Consider the following 17,642-nt stretch of genomic DNA (forward strand, 5'->3'; position numbering starts at 1 on the left):
TAATTAAAAATGTCAAAGCGAAACCTAAGGTTATAAATACTAATATGTTTTGAATAATCGTGTTCATAATGTTTGAGTCGCTATTTAAAGATACGCTTTTTATTTTAAAAACTGAAATGCCAAAAATGCCGCAACATAGGCAATGGCGGTCATTATAACGAACTGATAAGTGGGCCATTTCCAACTGTTGGTTTCCCGTTTTACAATGGCTAAAGTACTCATGCATTGCATGGCAAAGGCATAAAATAATAATAGTGAAATTCCCGAAGCAAAATTAAATAGGGGCCCGCCAAGTATGGGGTTTACCTCTCCCGCCATTCTGTTCTTAATCGTTTCTTCATCATCACTACCTACACTGTATATGGTTGCCAGTGTACCAACAAACACCTCACGGGCGGCAAAAGAACTCACAATGGCGATACCTATTTTCCAATCATAACCCAATGGTCTAATGGCTGGTTCGATGGCTCTTCCTGTAATACCAATAAAGGAATGCTCTAATTTATGAGAGGCGATTTTTTGTTGTAGTACATCTTCATCTAAATTTTCATTCCCATATTGTGCAGTCACGATGCTTTCGGCCTCATTAAATTGTTCACCAGGACCATAAGAGGCTAAAAACCATAGTACAATTGAAATGGCTAAAATAATTTTACCAGCTCCAAAAATAAAGGACTTAGTTTTTTCTAGAACGGTAATCGCAACATTCTTAAACATAGGCAGCTTATAATTAGGCATTTCTATGACAAAAAACGTTTTGCTTTTTATTTTTAGAATTTTATTCAATACATAGGCCGAAACAATAGCAGCAGCAAATCCAAGCAAATAGAGAAGCATTAATGTTAATGCTTGATAGCCTAATCCTAAAAAGTTGCCTTCAGGGATCACTAAGGAGATAATAATTAAGTACACAGGTAATCGTGCAGAGCAGGTCGTAAAAGGCGTTACTAATATAGTGATTAAGCGTTCTTTCCAACTCTCAATATTCCTAGTGGCCATAATCGCGGGAATGGCGCAAGCAGTACCGGAAATAAGTGGTACGATACTTTTTCCGCTCAGCCCAAAACGACGCATGATTCTGTCCATTAAAAAGACCACACGACTCATATAGCCAGTTTCTTCTAAAACCGCAATAAATAGGAACAGAAAAGCGATTTGAGGAATGAAAATCACGATACCTCCTAATCCTGGAATGATCCCCTCTGCTAACAAATTAGTAGCCGCACCTTCTCGGTAACGTGGTTTTTAGCCACTCACTTAATGAAGCAAAAGCACCATCGATAAGATCCATGGGTACCGTAGACCAATCGTAAATGGCTTGAAATATCGTTAAAAGAATGAGGAAGAAAATTAAATAACCCCAAACTTTATGGGTTAATACACGATCAAATTTGGTTCTTAAATCTTTTGCTTGAGAAACATCTACCGTTTGCCCTTTTTTTAGAACTTCATTAATAAACTGATATCTTTTTATAGTTTCTTTTTGCTGCAGTCGTTTTAAGTCACTTTTAGATTTGGTTTTAAAACTGGCAATGGCATCAATTTCTTTACGATCTGTTTTTCCGAAGTTAACATCTTGGGTAATGACGAGCCATAATTTATACAAAAGCTGATTTGGGAACGCTTTTCGAAGCCTATCAAAATAGTCAGGATCAATGTCAGAGGCGTTTAAGCAAGGCGAAATGGAGAGCTCTTTGTAATTACTAATCAATTGTTTTAGCAATACGATGCCCTCATTTTTACGAGTGCTAATCAACGCTATTTTAGTTTCTAACTGCTGTTCTAGAAAGCCAATATCTAAAGAAATCCCTTTACGGCGCATGCGGTCTGCCATATTTATAACCAATAAACAAGGAATTTCTAAATCTTTAATTTGTGTAAAAAGTAATAAATTACGCTTTAAATTCTCTACGTCGCTAACCACAACGGCAACATCTCGGAAAATCTTTATCGTTTCTGTTTAAAAGGAGTTCAATCACTACATTCTCATCAAGAGAAGACGCATTTAAACTGTAAGTGCCTGGCAAATCAATAATATGGGCTTTAACACCACGAGGCAGTTTGCAAATGCCTTCTTTTTTTCAACCGTAATACCCGGATAATTACCAACTTGTTGGTTTAAACCAGTTAAGGCATTAAAAACAGAGGTTTTACCAGTATTGGGATTACCTATTAACGCGACATTAATTTGCTTGCTCATATTTTATCGATTAAAATATGAATAGCTGTTTCTTTTCTAATGGCTAAATGGGTTCCGTTTATGTTTAAATACATGGGGTCTGCAAAGGGTGCTACTTGAACTAATTCAACACTGTTACCTGGTAAACATCCCATTTCAAGTAATTTCAATGGAATCAAGTCTGATGAAACATCAGTAATTACGGCGCGTTCACCACGTTTTAAGTTTGCAAGTGTTGTAGTCAAGCTTATTTAGATTGATTTTAAAGAAGCAAAAATAAGGCAAAAAGTTAAGGCTAAAAAATTGTAGAGAGAAAACTAGTCTTGGTATTCTTTTTTTAACTTTTTAATATCTAAAAGCAATGCGTCTATAGCTTCAGGGCTGGTCCCGTCATAAAATCCGCGAATTTGACGTTTTTTATCTATAAGCATAAAGTTTTCGGTATGGATCATGTCGTATTGGTCGCCGTTACCAACAGACTTTACTGCCAAATAACTTTTTCGGGCCAATTCGTAAATTTGTTTTTTGTCGCCGGTTACTAAATTCCATTTTTTATCGTTTACCCCTTTAATTTTGGCGTATTTTTTTAATTGGGAGACGCTATCAATAACAGGTGTCACCGAATGTGAAAGTAACATTACATCATCATCATCTGCTATCGTTTTTTGTATCTCGTACATGTGGTCTGTCATTATCGGACAAATCGTCCGGCAAGTCGTGAAAAAGAAATCAGCTACATAAATTTTGTCTTTGTAATCGTCTTGTGTGATGGTTCTTCCGTTTTGATTGGTAAGACTAAAATCGGCTATTTTATGATACTTCTTGACATGTTGAATGGTACTATCAACCAAAGTGGTTTCAACGTTTGCTGGGTTATATATCGGTAAGGGTTTTTCAACGCTTAATATGGAATAGAAAATGGAAATGATAACAGCAGAAAGTAAAAAAAAGCCAATGGCGAAGTATTTATAATCTTTAAAAAAGGACAGCATTTGTTTAGGGTGTATTCATTCAAAGTGTAAAAATACGACGTAAAATAATCGTTTCTAAATGTTTTGGCGCATAAATTGCTATGTATTCAAAAAGCAAAAGAAGATTAGCTTTTTAAACTAAGTCTAAATACTTACTTTTGGGCGTTATAAAAATTAAAATCATCAATGAGTGTATTTTTAATAAAAGGAGCACAATTACTTTTAAGTTTATCTATTCTAGTCATACTCCATGAACTAGGTCATTTCATACCAGCAAAATTGTTTAAAACGCGTGTAGAAAAATTCTACTTGTTTTTTGATGTTAAGTTTTCCTTGTTTAAAAAGAAAATAGGAGAAACCGTTTATGGTATTGGCTGGCTACCTTTAGGGGGTTATGTGAAAATATCGGGAATGATTGATGAAAGCATGGATACAGAGGCTATGGCCAAGCCACCACAACCCTGGGAATTTAGGTCTAAGCCTACCTGGCAACGTTTGATTATCATGCTTGGTGGTGTGATTGTTAATTTTATCTTGGCATTTGTGTTATACATGATGATTCTTTTTGTCCGGGGAAAAGACTATAGAAATGCAGAAGATGTTGTTTTTGGTTATGGTGTCACAAAAACGATGGAGCAATATGGTTTCCAGCAAGGGGATAAAATTCTTTCTATTAATGGGGTTTCTCATGCAGAGGCAGACAATATAAACACTTATTTAATGTTTCGTGATACTAAAAGTGTGGTAGTGATGCATGAAGATGGAACTACAGAAACGCTTACTGTTCCGAGAAGATATAGGCACGCAATTGTTTGAAGCAGGGGATTATCCTGCTTTGGATATAAGATATCCGGTAAAATATATAGATTCAATATTTCCAGATTCACCAGCTTTCAAAGCTGGTTTACTTGAGTCAGATAAAATTATAAGTATCGATGGAAAACCTATTGAGTTTACTTCAGATTTCGCTTATGCATTGCACAATAAATCGGCGGAAACGATTACTATAAAGGTAAAGAGAGATACAACAATTCAAGAATTTTCTATTACTCCTGATAAAGAGAGCAACACTTTAGGAATTCGAAATAAATTAGATTACGGCGCTTTTCCGAAGTAAAACATAAAGACTACGCTATAGGAGAAAGTGTCACTGGAGGCCTTTCTAAAGGGTATTGGACTGTGAAAGATTACTTAGCGCAGTTTCAATATATTTTCACAAAAAAAGGAGCCTCACAAATTGGCGGTTTCGCTGCTATTGGTCAGTTATTTCCTTCGGCATGGAATTGGCCAGCTTTCCGGTCGTTAACAGCATTTTTGTCTATTATGTTAGGGGTGCTTAATTTATTGCCTATACCGGCATTAGATGGGGGTCATGTCATGTTTTTACTTTACGAAATGGTTACTGGTCGTAAACCCGGAGATAAATTTATGGAGTATGCACAAATGGTAGGTTTCTTTATATTAATAGGGTTGGTACTCTTTGCAAATGGAAACGATGCATACAAGGCGATTATGGAATTTTTCAAATAGAAAACTAAATATTTTCAAAAAATATATAAAAGTCTTTTGTAGAAACTAAAAAACGATTTATATTTGCGCTCGCAACAGCGAAAAACACTCCTCCTTAGCTCAGTTGGTTAGAGCATCTGACTGTTAATCAGAGGGTCCTTAGTTCGAGCCTAAGAGGAGGAGCAAGTTTAGAGAAGCCACTAGAAATAGTGGCTTTTTTTATTATAAGCAGATTGTATTATACTGTATGTCACAAGCATTAGAAAACTATAAATTAATTAAAAGTTACACCTTTAATTTTGGTAAAGTAGATTTCTATGAGAACTTTCTAATAACCGAAATTAGTGAGGGCTTCTGTTTTGATATTGACGATGCTCTTAAAGTGTCTGAACTTGTCACTTTGCATTTTCAAGATAAACCGTTTGCCTATATTTCAAATAGAGTGCATTCCTATTCTTTAATTCCTATGAATTATTTAAAAATAAAAGAGGTGTTTCCAACAATAGCTGCTTTTGCCGCTGTCACCTACACCGTTTTACAAGAAAGTATGATTGATGTTGAAAATACTTTCCTAGATGGGTTTTTAAAGAATTTCAATTCTGTAGACCAGGCTGTGTCGTGGTGCCAATCTAAATTGTAATCTTACATTTATATGAAACCAAAGCCTTTTTCTATTATATAAAAAAAATACTATTCCAGCCTAATGAGTAGTGTGTCAATAACACTTTTGTCCTTGCTTTAATCAAGGCACATGAGAGTTCACTAAACTACTGCTATAACGATCTTAGACACTTCCTTTCCTGTTCATTTTATTGTTGCAAAAAGAACGTTAGTATTTTAATCAAAAAAAGAAGGCTTATTACGTTTTCATGATAAAACCACTTTTAGGAATCTGTAAAATATCTTTGAGCGCTTATATTTCGGTTTTCAATTTAAAAGCAATATTTTCATACTCAAACTTAAAACCAACTCATGGATCGCAACCTACTCATTGCTCAGTTAAAAGAAACAGCGTTATTCGATTTTATTATTATTGGAGGAGGAGCAAGTGGTCTTGGTATTGCAGTAGATGCCGCTTCACGTGGTTATAAAACCGCATTATTTGAAAGTATTGATTTTGCAAAAGGCACCTCTAGTCGTAGTACAAAATTAGTTCATGGCGGGGTGCGTTATCTCGCTCAAGGGAATATATCCCTAGTTATGGAAGCTCTAAAAGAACGCGGTTTATTGGCAAAAAACGCCAAACACTTATTTAAAAACCAAACCTTTATTATCCCAAACTACAAATGGTGGCAAGGCGTGTATTATGCTTTTGGATTGAAAGTATACGATGTGCTCTCTCGGACGATTGAGTTTGGGGAAATCAAGATTGATAAGCAAAGGAACAGCCCAAGATGTGATTCCTGTTTTAAAGTCTAAAAACCTTAAAAGTGGTGTGTCTTATCAAGACGGCCAATTTGATGATTCGCGATTGGCATTAAATTTGGCACAAACGGCAATACAGCATAAAGCCGTGGTTTTAAATTATTTTAAAGTGGTCGATTTGCTAAAGGACGACGCTAATAACGTCTGTGGGGTTCTTGTTTTAGATATCGAAACGAATATTAAGCACAAAATAAAATCTAAAGTGGTTATTAATGCAACAGGTGTTTTTGCGAATAAGATTTTGAAACTTAACGGTAGAGAACGGGAGCCTTTAAAAATAGTGCCAAGTCAAGGCATTCATTTGGTGTTAGACGCCTCTTTCTTACAAAGTGATACGGCGATCATGATTCCAAAAACGAGTGATGGCCGTGTGTTATTCATCATTCCGTGGCATGGAAAAGTAGTGGTTGGGACCACAGATACGCCCAACGTGAAGCCTAAATACGAACCTAAGCCTCTAGCAGAAGAAATAGATTTTATTCTAAATACATGTAAAGTTTACCTAAGCAATGCCCCGTAAAGGAAAGATGTTTTATCCGTGTTTGTGGGATTAAGACCCTTGGTCGCACCTTCACGCGACAAAAGTGAAACTAAAGAAATTTCCGAGAGGACATAAAATTATAGTATCAGAAACGGGATTGTTGTCTTTGGTTGGTGGTAAATGGACTACGTATCGTATAATGGCAGAGGAGCTGGTTGATAAAGCTATATTAGTACATCACTTGGAAGCGAAGCGCTGTGTTACAGAACACTTGTCACTTTACGGAAATGTTTCTGAAAACACTTCAAAATTAAACAGTCATCGTTATGTTTATGGTAGCGAGTTACAAGCTTTAGAAACTCTTGAAAGAACAACGTTAGGTTCTTCCGAAAAATTGCACCCCAACTATGATTTTACCGTTTCCGAAGTTATTTTCGCGATTACTCATGAAATGGCAAGAACTGTTGAAGATATTTTAGCGAGACGCATGCGTTTATTATTTTTAGATGCCCAAGCGGCCATAGAGGTGGCACCACAGGTTGCGACTATTTTAGCAGAAACGCTCCAAAAGAACAGCCTTTGGGCTAAAAAAAAGGCGGATGAATTTATAGCATTAGCCAAAGGGTATTTAATAGCATCGTAATCATGATAAATGACCAATTCATTTTAGCCTTAGATCAGGGGACAACGTCTTCACGCTCCATTATTTTTAATCGCAAAGGAGAAACCGTAGCGTTGGCTCAGCAGGATTTTGATCAAATTTTACCACAATGCGGGTGGGTGGAACACAATGCAAACACGATTTGGGAATCCCAATTATTCACTATTAAAAGTGTTCTCAAAAAGACAGACATTGCATCCAAAGCTATAGCAGCTATAGGTATTACTAATCAAAGAGAAACCACCGTGCTATGGAATAGAACGACGGGAGAACCCATATATAACGCCATTGTTTGGCAAGACAGACGGACGGGAAAGTATTGTGATGACTTAATCAAAAAAGGACATGCCGAAACCATTAAGAACAAAACAGGTTTGTTAATTGATGCTTATTTTTCCGCTACAAAAATCAAATGGATTTTAGATAATGTTACAGGCGCTAGAGCAGAAGCTGAAGCGGGTAACCTCTGTTTTGGAACGATAGACTCTTGGTTAGTCTATAAGTTAACCCATGGCAAAAAGCACATTACCGATGTAAGCAATGCCAGTAGGACGCTATTATTTAATATTCATGAGTTAACCTGGGACGATAGTCTTTTAGAGTTGTTCACTATTCCCAAAAGCATCCTGCCGGAAGTTTGTGAAAGCTCTATGATATTTGCGGAAACGGCTATTGCCGTTTTTGACACCCCTGTTAAAATCGCAGGGATTGCTGGAGATCAACAGGCAGCATTATTTGGACAACTCTGTATTAAAAAAGGCATGGCAAAAAACACCTATGGAACCGGTTGCTTTTTGCTCATGAATACTGGCGAAACGCCAATAGTTTCAAAAAATAATTTATTAACTACTATAGCCTGGCAAATAAATGGGAGAATCCAATATGCGCTGGAAGGCAGTGTTTTTGTTGGTGGTGCGGCAGTACAGTGGCTACGTGATGGACTAAAACTTATCGATGACTCACAATCAATTGAACGCCTAGCGAGTACCATAGAAGCCAATGAAGATGTTTATTTTGTTCCAGCACTTACAGGATTGGGAGCGCCGTATTGGGACCCCTTTGCACGTGGTGCCATTTTTGGCATTTCTCGAGGAACCACGCAAGCACATATTGCCCGAGCCACTTTAGAAGGTATCGCTTATCAAGTGTATGATGTTGTTCGAGCAATGGAAGAGGATGCTGGTGAAAAATGTACAACATTGCGGGTTGATGGTGGTGCCTCTGCTAATAATTTAATGCTACAATTTCAAAGTGATATTTTTGGTTTTGATGTCATCAGACCCAAAATGCTAGAGACTACTGCACTAGGAGCGGCTTATTTAGCCGGATTAGCGGTGAGATATTGGGAATCTCTTGAAGTGTTACAAGCACAGTGCAGTATTGATCGTGTATTTAAAGCTGCCATGCCGAACATGACGTACAACTAAAAATAAAAAAATGGCATGAAGCGGTTAAAAGAACACAGGGTTGGACTGAAAAGGAATGATACTTTTTAAAAAAGTAATAGATGCTTTTAGTTCCCGTTGTAAAACACGCCACGCGTCACTCATAAATGAGAATTACTATTTATAAAGCCTTGGTGCTAATACTTACTTTTAAGTTGTGTTAACATTTCATTCGTAATCGCCTCCAAATCGAAGCTGTGTTTCCAGTTCCAGTCTTGTCTAGCCTGAGAATCGTCAATACTACTTGGCCAAGAATCTGCAATCTGCTGTCTAAAATCAGGAGAATATGTGATTTCAAACTCCGGAATGTGTTTTTTAATTGAAGCCGTAATATCTTCCGGGGTAAATGAAATGGCTGATAAATTATAAGAAGATCTAATTTTTATATCAGAAGCTTTGGCTTGCATGATATCTACAGTAGCTTTAATAGCATCATCCATGAATAACATAGGTAATGCTGTTTTTTTAGATAAAAAACAATCGTATTTTTTAGTTTTTAGCGCTTCATGATAAATTTCAACAGCATAATCTGTGGTGCCTCCACCAGGTAAGGTTTTCCAACTAATAATACCTGGATATCGAATAGACCGTACGTCTACATCATATTTTTGGTGGTAATATTCACACCAGCGTTCACCAACTTGTTTGGTTATTCCATATACGGTTGTAGGCTCCATCGTGGTGTATTGTGGGGTGTTTTCCTTAGGCGTTGATGGGCCAAAAACAGCGATACTGGAAGGCCGAACACTTTTTTAATAAATTTAGCTTTAGCTAAATCTAATACGTGAAATAAAGAGGTCATATTTAAATCCCATGCTTTCATAGGATACTTTTCTCCAGTAGCGCTTAACATCGCCGCCATGAGATAAACGGTGTCTATATGGTGTTTTTCTATACAAACTTTTATGGATTTATAATCCATAGCATCTATAATTTCAAATAATCCCGAGTTTACAATATCTAAGTTATTATAACTAATATCACTAGCGATAACATTAGTATCACCATAGATTTCTCTTAATTTAAAGGTGAGTTCTGATCCAATTTGACCGCAAGCGCCAATGATTAAAATTTTTGAAGACATCATATGATTTCCATTTTTAAATGCGGTCAAAAATACTAAGATTTTACTCATTTAAAAGGGAATTCACCAATATTAAGTCTGTAAGTTCATTTTTATGATATTCCTAAGAACTTAAAACTTCGAATGCAATATATTTGTAGCTTAACCGATTTTTTATATATGAAATATTTTATCATTCTTTTGGTCATAACCTCCCTCGTGGCTTGCAAAAAAGAAGGAACTGCGGCAACTAAGGACTTTGCTGTTGAAGCTGATTCTACTAAAATTACTATTGAAGACCTTTCCCAATTAAGTTATGTTGATTATGGTGTAGATGAAAAGGCCAAGAATGCTTTAGACTCTTGGCAGGCATATGCCACGGTTTCATCGGCTATGGGTAAGCTAAGAACAGCAAATTTCGACTTTTTCAAAACGGATGATGAAGAGTTTAATACCCTTTTAAAGGATTTAAAACTAACCATTCCTGTGAGTATCGATTCTGATCCCGTTCAAGCAAGAGTGCTGGTTTTGAGGACAAAATTATTGAAATTGAGGGAGGCTATTGATCTAAAAACGATAGAGAAGAAAGACCGGCTTATTGCTGTTAAAGAATTGTTTCAAGCGTTCTCTTATGTCACGCTTCAAATTAATAAAAAGTTTGAAAAAGAAGCACAAAACATTATTAAACCGGATTCAGTATGAGGTTTTTAAAACTATTTATTTTCTCAATATTGATCACAGCTTGTAAAGCAGAAATTAAAGTAGAAAATCAAACATCTCTTGAAGACTTAAAAGCAGAAACTAATAGGGTTCTTGACCAATGGCATAAAGCAGCTGCTGAAGCCAATTTTGACAACTATTTCAGTTTAATGACAAGTGACGGTGTTTTTATAGGAACAGACGCCTCTGAGAATTGGAAGAATGAAGCCTTTAGAGCCTTTTCAAAACCCTATTTTGATAAAGGCAAAGCGTGGAGTTTTACTGCAATTGATAGAAATATTTATATTGATAACGATAAAACCACCGCTTGGTTTGATGAGATTTTAGAGACACAAATGAAATTATGTAGGGGCTCAGGGGTTCTAAAATTAGAAAACAATCAATGGAAAATAGCCCATTATGTGCTGTCTATAACGATCCCAAATGAGAAGGTCTCCGAAATTGTAAAAATTAAGGCACCATTGGATAGTTTATACGCAAAAACTTTACAGTCAAATAACAAAATGAATGGTTTTTAAATATTTATAAAGTAAAACTTTCATAATCATAGCTTTATCCTTTATTTTAGCCAACCAAATCGAAAAAAATATGAAAAAATTACTAGTCTTAGCCTTCCTTTTACTCGTTGGTGTGGTTCAAGCGCAATACAATCAAAATGCGCCTTGGATGGAAACTATAAATGTTGAAGCCGGAAAAAACACAAATAATCCTGTTACATTTCAAGAAGTTGTAGACGTTTTTAATGCCTACTGGAAAAACAAAAATCCAAAGGTGAAAGGGAGTGGTTATAAACCGTTTAAACGTTGGGAGGCCTATTGGGCGAATTTTGTTAAGGACGATGGCACCTTACCTACAAATGAAGAATTATGGAATACTTACTTAAGTACTAAAAAAAATGCGACGAATACAAGTGGCAGGACAGATTTTAGTGACTGGCAACCGGTTGGACCTTTTACCCATTCAAATACAGGGTCCTGGTCTTCTGGTCAAGGACGCATAAATGTCGTGGTTAAAGATGCCGTACTTGCTAATACCTATTATGCAGGAGCTCCAGCAGGCGGTTTTTGGCGATCAACAGATGGTGGCATGTCGTGGGAAACGACTACGGATGATTTACCTCAAATTGGGGTGTCCGGTATTGCTGTAGATTACGGAAATCCTGGAACCATATACATTGCTACTGGTGATGATGACGGTGGTGATTCGTATAGCGTAGGGGTGATGAAATCTATAGATGGGGGTTCAACATGGAACCCTACGGGGTTAAATGCCGGGAACTCACCTTATTATATGAATGACATTTATATTAATCCGAATGACTCTAATATGCTTTGGGTGGCTACAGATTCGGGATTTATAAATCTATAGACGCGGGCGTAACTTGGAGTAATACCAATGGAACCCAAGGGGAGAACATGCGAGATATTAAACTCAAACCAGGAGATGTGAATACCATTTATGCGGTGAGTAGTAATCGTTTTTGGAAATCGACAGATGCTGGAGAGAATTATACCGAGTATAACACCACAGCTTCACGGTTTACCAACGGCGAGCATTTCAAGATTAGTCATAGATGTAACGCCAATAAATCCGGATGTTGTCTATGTATTGGCTTCAGATGGGGGTAGAGATTTTAAAGGGGTATATAAATCTGTAGATTCGGAAATTCCTTTGCAACGGTAGCTAATATGGCTACTGTGGGAGATATTTTTGAATCTGGACAAAGTTATTACGATATGGCATTCGCTGTGTCTGACACAGACGAAAATGAAATTTATACAGGGGTATTAAATGTCCGGAAAGGTGTTGTAAGTACAACAACCAACCAAGCGAGTTTTACTAAAATTAATAATTGGAGTTCCCCTGCTAGTTCCACCTATACACATGCCGATATTCATTTTATGCGTTTCTACGAAGGGGAATTACTAGTCGGTTCTGATGGCGGTTTTTATAAGTCGGATAATGCGGCAGTTAGTTTTTCCGATTTTACTGGAGGCATGCAAATTGGACAATTTTATCGCATTGCAGTCTCAAAGCAATCTTCAGACAAGCTTATGGGAGGCTTACAAGATAATGGAGGTCATGCCTATAGTAATAATACTTGGCAAAATTATTATGGTGCTGATGGCATGGATACGGCAATAGATCCAAATAATTCTAACAACTATTATGGTTTTATACAGTTTGGAGGTGGTTTGTATCTTTCTAATTCTTCCGGTGCTAGTGCAAATGGAAGTATTGGAGCGCCGGATGCTGAAACGAATGATGCCACGAATGACAGTGGTGGAAATTGGATTACACCGTTAGTAATGAATAGTGATGGTGAATTATACGCGGGGTATTCCAGCTTGTATAAACTTGAAAACAATTCTTGGACACAGATATCTCCAAATTTTGGTAATAATTTTAATATTGATGTTTTGGAAATAGATGAGAGTAATACAAATACTATTTTTATTGCATTGAATTCAAGTCTAAGAAAAAGTACAGATCGAGGGATTACATTTAATGTAATAGAAACCTTTTCCGTAAATATTACCTCTATTGAAGTCAATACCCAAGATAGTAATATTGTTTATGTCACAACTTCGGAACAAATGGTCAAGTGTACCAATCGAATGATGGTGGTCAAAACTTTACCAATATTTCATCAGGGTTACCATCGGTTACTAAAAACTCACTCAAGCATCAGAATTTACACGCTAAGAACCCATTATATTTAGGGACGAGTTTAGGGGTGTATCGCTATGATGACGATACATTACTTTGGGAACCGTTTAATAATGGAATGCCAAATGTCTCGGTTAGAGATATAGAGCTTAACGTTTTCGACAATAAAATAACAGCGGCCACATATGGTAGAGGCATCTCGGCAATCTGTAATGCAAACCACATTGGCGCCAACGGATGTTAAATTGGTTTCAGTGTCAGGTATAAGTGATTCCATAGAATGTAATGCTGTGGTAACACCCCAAGTTGAAATTAAAAACAATGGTGTATCAACAATTACTAGTGTTGATTTTATTTATTTTGTTGATGGAGTAGACACTAATTACAATTGGACAGGAAACCTCGTTTCAGAAGCTTCAACGTTTGTGTCGTTGCCACAATTTTCATTGTCTAAAGGATTACATACATTTACAGCAGTAGCAAACACTACGAATGATGCTTTTGCTTCAAATAACAATTCAGAAGATAAAATAATCCTTGCGAACGCGCCCGGGACGACGGACGTTATCAATACTTTTGAGACTGTTAATGAAATGCTTTTAGTTTTTGACGAGGGTTCGTCTACCAAGTACTGGACCCGCGGGATTCCTGCTGGAAATGTGTTAAACGACACAGAAAATCCTTCAAACCAAGTGTACGGAACAAATTTAGAAGGGCAATATAGCCATAATACCAAAAGTTATTTAGTAAGTGAGTGCTATGATTTAACTACTATTTCAAATCCGAGAAATAAGTTTTGATATGGCATTTCAATTAGAAGAGGATTGGGATTTGGTTTACATGGAATACTCCATCAATGAAGGCCAGTCGTGGCAGGTTTTAGGGACAGCTACAGATTTGAATTGGTATAATAGTGATACCGTACCAGGATCCAATTGTTTAAATTGTCCAGGAGCCCAATGGACAGGTGAGGTATCTACCTTAACGCCATACCGGTATAATTTATCGGCATTTGCGACAGAGAGCAACATGATGTTTCGATTTGTTTTCCATTCGGATCAAGCCGTAGCACAAGAAGGTGTTATTGTAGACAATTTAGTGATTGCAGGAAATGTTTTAGGTGTTGATGAATTTGCCACTAGTAATTTCTCAATTTTTCCTAATCCGTCTAAAGGAGTGTTCAACATTAAAACAGAAACGAATGAGGCTTTCGATATAGAAATCTATGACGTTTCAGGAAAAATAATTCTTAAGCACACTAACGTTACTCCAAATAACAAACAGTATGCATTGAATATGGCAGATTATTCTGCTGGCATGTATTTTCTTAGTATTTCGAAAGGACATAGTAAACTCACTAAAAAATTAATATTGGATTAACTATAAGTAAATTCAAAACAAAAGCGCATTCATAGATTTGAATGCGCTTTTTTTGTTAAAGTTATTTTAAGATAGAAATATCTCTGTAACTTACAGGCTTAAAACCAATAAAATAAAACCAAAAGTAATGAGAACAAATTTTAGTAAATGGTCTTTTTTATGCGCTTTAGCATTAGTTAGTACCTTAGCTTGTAAAGAAAAAGAAGAAGAAAAAAAGGAGATGGTCATGATTGAAGAAGTCCCAGGTATTAACGTGGATTTTATGAATCCGGAAATAAAACCTAACGAAGACTTTTTTGGATATGTTAATGGAAGATGGTTGGAAAACAACGAAATTCCGAGACGATAGAACCAGTTGGGGAAGCTTTGCAGAGTTAAGAGAGAAGACAGACAACGATGCTTTAGCGATTTTAAAAGCCGCGATGAATACTAATAAAGACATGGAAACTATTTCGGTTATTCCAGGATCGGATCAGGAAAAGGCGGTTCATTATTATCAAACAATAATGGATACTGTTGGTCGCGACGCACAAGGGATAAAACCCCTAAAACCCTACTTAACTCAAATTGAAGCGATAAAGAATAGTAGTGATTTACAAGCTTATATGATTGAAATGGAGCCTAAAGGCGGTGGTGGATTATATGGTTTTGGTGTGGGTGCAGATCCAAAGGATAGCAATCGTAATGTGGCCTATGTTGGTGGAGGTAGTTTAGGTTTACCGAGACCGTGATTATTATGTTAAAGACGATGCAGACTCCAAAGAAAAAAGAGCTAAATATGTCACACATATTACTAGAATGTTACAGTATTTGGGTGACAGTGAAACTCGAGCAGCAGAAGAAGCGCAACAAATTTTGGCTTTCGAAACACGTTTAGCAGAAGCAAAAATGGACAAAGTTGAACGTCGGAACCCGGACAATAGGTACAACCCAAGATCTATAGACGATTTACAAAAAATGGTACCAGCAGTAGATTGGAAAAACTTCTTTAATGGAATTGGAGTTAAAACAATAGATACGGTGATTGTTGGTGATTTAGGCTACTTTAAGCGCTTACAAGAAGTGTTATCAGAAAAAAATGTTGATGACTGGAAGGCTTATTTGCGTTGGAACGCGTTTAATGGTGCTGCAGGACTATTAACAACAGAATTAGACAATGCGAACTGGGATTTCTATGATAAAGAATTAAATGGTGCTAAAAAACAACGCGCCGGAGACGAACGTGCTCTAGGGAGTTTGAATGGTACTATTGGTGAAGCTTTAGGTAAGTTATATGTGGATAGAAAATTTCCGCCGGAAGCAAAAGTGAAAGCCGAAAAAATGATCAAAAATGTCATTTTAGCATTTGAGGCTAGGATTAATAAGCTCGATTGGATGAGCGAAGCAACAAAAAATAAAGCCATCGAAAAATTAAGAGCGACGACAATAAAAATCGCCTACCCAGATCAATGGAAAGATTATTCGGATTTGGAAATTAAAAGTGTAGAAGATGGTGGTTCATACCTTCAAAACTCATTAAATACAACGGCTTGGAATTTTAAAAAGGATCTGGACAAACTAGGTAAGCCGGTAGATAAGACAGAATGGTTTATGGCACCTCAAGTGGTGAATGCTTATTTTAATCCTGCATTCAATGAGATTGTATTTCCTGCAGCTATTTTACAGCCTCCTTTTTATAATTATACGGCAGATGATGCTGTAAATTATGGGGGTATTGGAGCCGTAATTGGTCATGAAATTTCTCATAGTTTTGATGATTACGGGGCCAAGTATGATAAAGATGGAAACCTTAATAATTGGTGGACCGATGAAGATAAAAAACAATTTGAAGATTTAGGACTAGCATTGGCAGACCAATATTCTGCAATAGAAGTATTGCCGGAGGTTAATATTAATGGGAAATTCACTTTAGGAGAAAATATTGGTGATTTAGGGGGTGTTTTAGCCGCTTATGACGCATTGCAGATGAGTTTTAAAGAAAATGGTAGGCCGTAACTTATAGATGGTTTTACTCCGGAGCAACGTTTCTTTATGAGTTGGGCTACGGTGTGGCGAATAAAAATGCGGGATGACGCTTTAAAAACAAGAATTAAAACAGATCCACATTCGCCAGGAATGAATAGAGCGGTTCAACCACTTTTAAATGTAGATGCGTTTTATGAAGCCTTCGATATTAAGGAAGGGGATAACATGTACATTGCTCCGGAAAACCGGGTAAGAATATGGTAATAGAACTATTATAGTATAAACAAAAAATGCTTCCTGTACCAGGAAGCATTTTTTATTTATTGAGTACTGGAATTAATTTTTTGTTTTTTTCGGAGTTTTTTGTGCAATTAATGCGTTTTTTGTAACAGTGGCCATATTAAATTTGGGCTCAATGGCTAAAGCCTTATCTAAGATGAGTATTGCTGCATCAATATTTGTGGTCTTATTTTCATTGAACTTCAACAAGGCATCCGAGATAAAGGAAGGCGGCTTTTAAAGGCACTTGATAGGGTTGTTGTGTTTCGTAGAATGCCTTTCCCTGTTTTTCAGTGGCGTTATCTAAACCAAAAGCGATATACTGCTTGGCTTCCACTAATTTATTGAGTTGCAAGAAGATTTCTGCAATTTCGTATGCGACTACAGGGTTTTTTGTTTTATTGTAAATGGTTTGATAAAACGGCAGTGCCAGTTCTATCTGTTCTAACGATTTTAAAGCGACTGCTTTAACTTCTAAAGCAATGTCTGAGTCGTTCACTTTTTGCTCAAACCCAATGGTATTTAATGCCTGATTGAATTGTCCTTCGTTTAAATAAATATAAGCTAAGGTGTCTTTTTCGGCTTCTAAAGGCTTTAAAATATTGAGATGAGTTATCGCGTTAATAACACCTTGAGTGTCCCCTTGCGTTCTCATTTGCTTGTAATAGGCTTCGAAATGTTTCACTAATTCAGTGTTACTTTGAGCCGAAACGCCCATGCTAAAAGTTAAAGCGCATACATAAAGGATATTTTTCATTTTTAAAATTTTAAGTATGTCAAAACTATAAAAATTATCCACGTATTATCTTAAAACAATGCTAATAAACGTGTTGCTAGTTTATTTTTAGGATAACTCATTAAAAATAAGTAACTTTATTATCACTCTTAAAACAT

General features: G+C 36.5%; 11 protein-coding genes, 1 tRNA gene and 6 pseudogenes. 13 read left to right on the plus strand and 5 right to left on the minus strand.

Going from position 1 to position 17,642, the window contains the following annotated elements; all coding sequences use genetic code 11:
* Positions 1–99: 99 nt before the first annotated feature.
* The 3 genes and pseudogenes from feoB to N7U66_RS13690 all read right to left on the minus strand — a co-directional run bounded on the left by feoB (position 100) and on the right by N7U66_RS13690 (position 3,171).
* Positions 100–2,200, minus strand: a pseudogene (gene feoB, locus N7U66_RS13680) (ferrous iron transport protein B).
* On the minus strand, positions 2,197–2,424 hold the full coding sequence (locus tag N7U66_RS13685) for a FeoA family protein (protein ID WP_267675799.1): 228 nt from the start codon (positions 2,422–2,424) through the stop codon (positions 2,197–2,199). The pseudogene feoB and the gene N7U66_RS13685 overlap by 4 nt, the downstream one beginning before the upstream one ends.
* Positions 2,425–2,496: 72 nt before the next feature.
* Entirely contained in the window at positions 2,497–3,171 is a 675-nt protein-coding gene (locus N7U66_RS13690) for an SCO family protein (RefSeq protein WP_267675800.1), read from the minus strand.
* Between the two features lie 165 nt (positions 3,172–3,336).
* Between N7U66_RS13690 and rseP the strand changes: the two are divergent.
* From rseP to glpK, 5 genes and pseudogenes are all read left to right on the plus strand, one after another.
* Positions 3,337–4,680: pseudogene (rseP, locus tag N7U66_RS13695) on the plus strand (RIP metalloprotease RseP).
* Positions 4,681–4,768: 88 nt separating this feature from the next.
* A tRNA-Asn gene (locus N7U66_RS13700) sits at positions 4,769–4,842 on the plus strand.
* Positions 4,843–4,906: 64 nt separating this feature from the next.
* Positions 4,907–5,299: a hypothetical protein gene (locus N7U66_RS13705; RefSeq protein WP_267675801.1), complete on the plus strand. Its 393-nt coding sequence runs from the start codon at positions 4,907–4,909 to the stop codon at positions 5,297–5,299.
* 332 nt (positions 5,300–5,631) lie between these two features.
* Positions 5,632–7,208 (plus strand): annotated as a pseudogene (locus tag N7U66_RS22630) (FAD-dependent oxidoreductase).
* 2 nt (positions 7,209–7,210) lie between these two features.
* A pseudogene (glpK, locus tag N7U66_RS13715) lies at positions 7,211–8,712 on the plus strand (glycerol kinase GlpK).
* Between the two features lie 96 nt (positions 8,713–8,808).
* Here the strand turns inward: glpK and N7U66_RS13720 are convergent.
* Positions 8,809–9,755 (minus strand): annotated as a pseudogene (locus N7U66_RS13720) (NAD-dependent epimerase/dehydratase family protein).
* A gap of 159 nt (positions 9,756–9,914) precedes the next feature.
* Here N7U66_RS13720 and N7U66_RS13725 point away from each other — a divergent pair.
* The 8 genes and pseudogenes from N7U66_RS13725 to N7U66_RS13760 all read left to right on the plus strand — a co-directional run bounded on the left by N7U66_RS13725 (position 9,915) and on the right by N7U66_RS13760 (position 16,733).
* Positions 9,915–10,436: a hypothetical protein gene (locus N7U66_RS13725; protein ID WP_267675802.1), complete on the plus strand. Its 522-nt coding sequence runs from the start codon at positions 9,915–9,917 to the stop codon at positions 10,434–10,436.
* On the plus strand, positions 10,433–10,972 hold the full coding sequence (locus N7U66_RS13730; protein ID WP_267675803.1) for a nuclear transport factor 2 family protein: 540 nt from the start codon (positions 10,433–10,435) through the stop codon (positions 10,970–10,972). Before N7U66_RS13725 ends, N7U66_RS13730 begins: the two co-directional genes overlap by 4 nt.
* 70 nt (positions 10,973–11,042) lie before the next feature.
* On the plus strand, positions 11,043–11,822 hold the full coding sequence (locus tag N7U66_RS13735) for a WD40/YVTN/BNR-like repeat-containing protein (protein WP_267675804.1): 780 nt from the start codon (positions 11,043–11,045) through the stop codon (positions 11,820–11,822).
* Positions 11,786–12,082, plus strand: coding sequence for a beta propeller repeat protein (locus tag N7U66_RS13740; RefSeq protein WP_267675805.1), 297 nt, complete (start codon positions 11,786–11,788; stop codon positions 12,080–12,082). The genes N7U66_RS13735 and N7U66_RS13740 overlap by 37 nt, the downstream gene beginning before the upstream one ends.
* Before the next feature lie 60 nt (positions 12,083–12,142).
* The gene (locus tag N7U66_RS13745) at positions 12,143–13,177 is read left to right on the plus strand and encodes a hypothetical protein (protein ID WP_267675806.1); all 1,035 of its coding nucleotides are present in this window, start codon (positions 12,143–12,145) and stop codon (positions 13,175–13,177) included.
* Positions 13,178–13,309: 132 nt separating this feature from the next.
* Entirely contained in the window at positions 13,310–13,924 is a 615-nt protein-coding gene (locus N7U66_RS13750) for a hypothetical protein (RefSeq protein ID WP_267675807.1), read from the plus strand.
* Between the two features lies 1 nt (position 13,925).
* Positions 13,926–14,504: a T9SS type A sorting domain-containing protein gene (locus N7U66_RS13755; RefSeq protein ID WP_267675808.1), complete on the plus strand. Its 579-nt coding sequence runs from the start codon at positions 13,926–13,928 to the stop codon at positions 14,502–14,504.
* A gap of 127 nt (positions 14,505–14,631) precedes the next feature.
* Positions 14,632–16,733: pseudogene (locus tag N7U66_RS13760) on the plus strand (M13 family metallopeptidase).
* A 208-nt stretch (positions 16,734–16,941) separates the two neighbouring features.
* On the opposite strand, the gene N7U66_RS13765 reads toward N7U66_RS13760, so the two are convergent.
* The gene (locus tag N7U66_RS13765; RefSeq protein ID WP_267675809.1) at positions 16,942–17,505 is read right to left on the minus strand and encodes a hypothetical protein; all 564 of its coding nucleotides are present in this window, start codon (positions 17,503–17,505) and stop codon (positions 16,942–16,944) included.
* Positions 17,506–17,642 lie beyond the last annotated feature (137 nt).

Source organism: Lacinutrix neustonica (genome assembly GCF_026625145.1).
Taxonomy (GTDB): domain Bacteria; phylum Bacteroidota; class Bacteroidia; order Flavobacteriales; family Flavobacteriaceae; genus Lacinutrix; species Lacinutrix neustonica.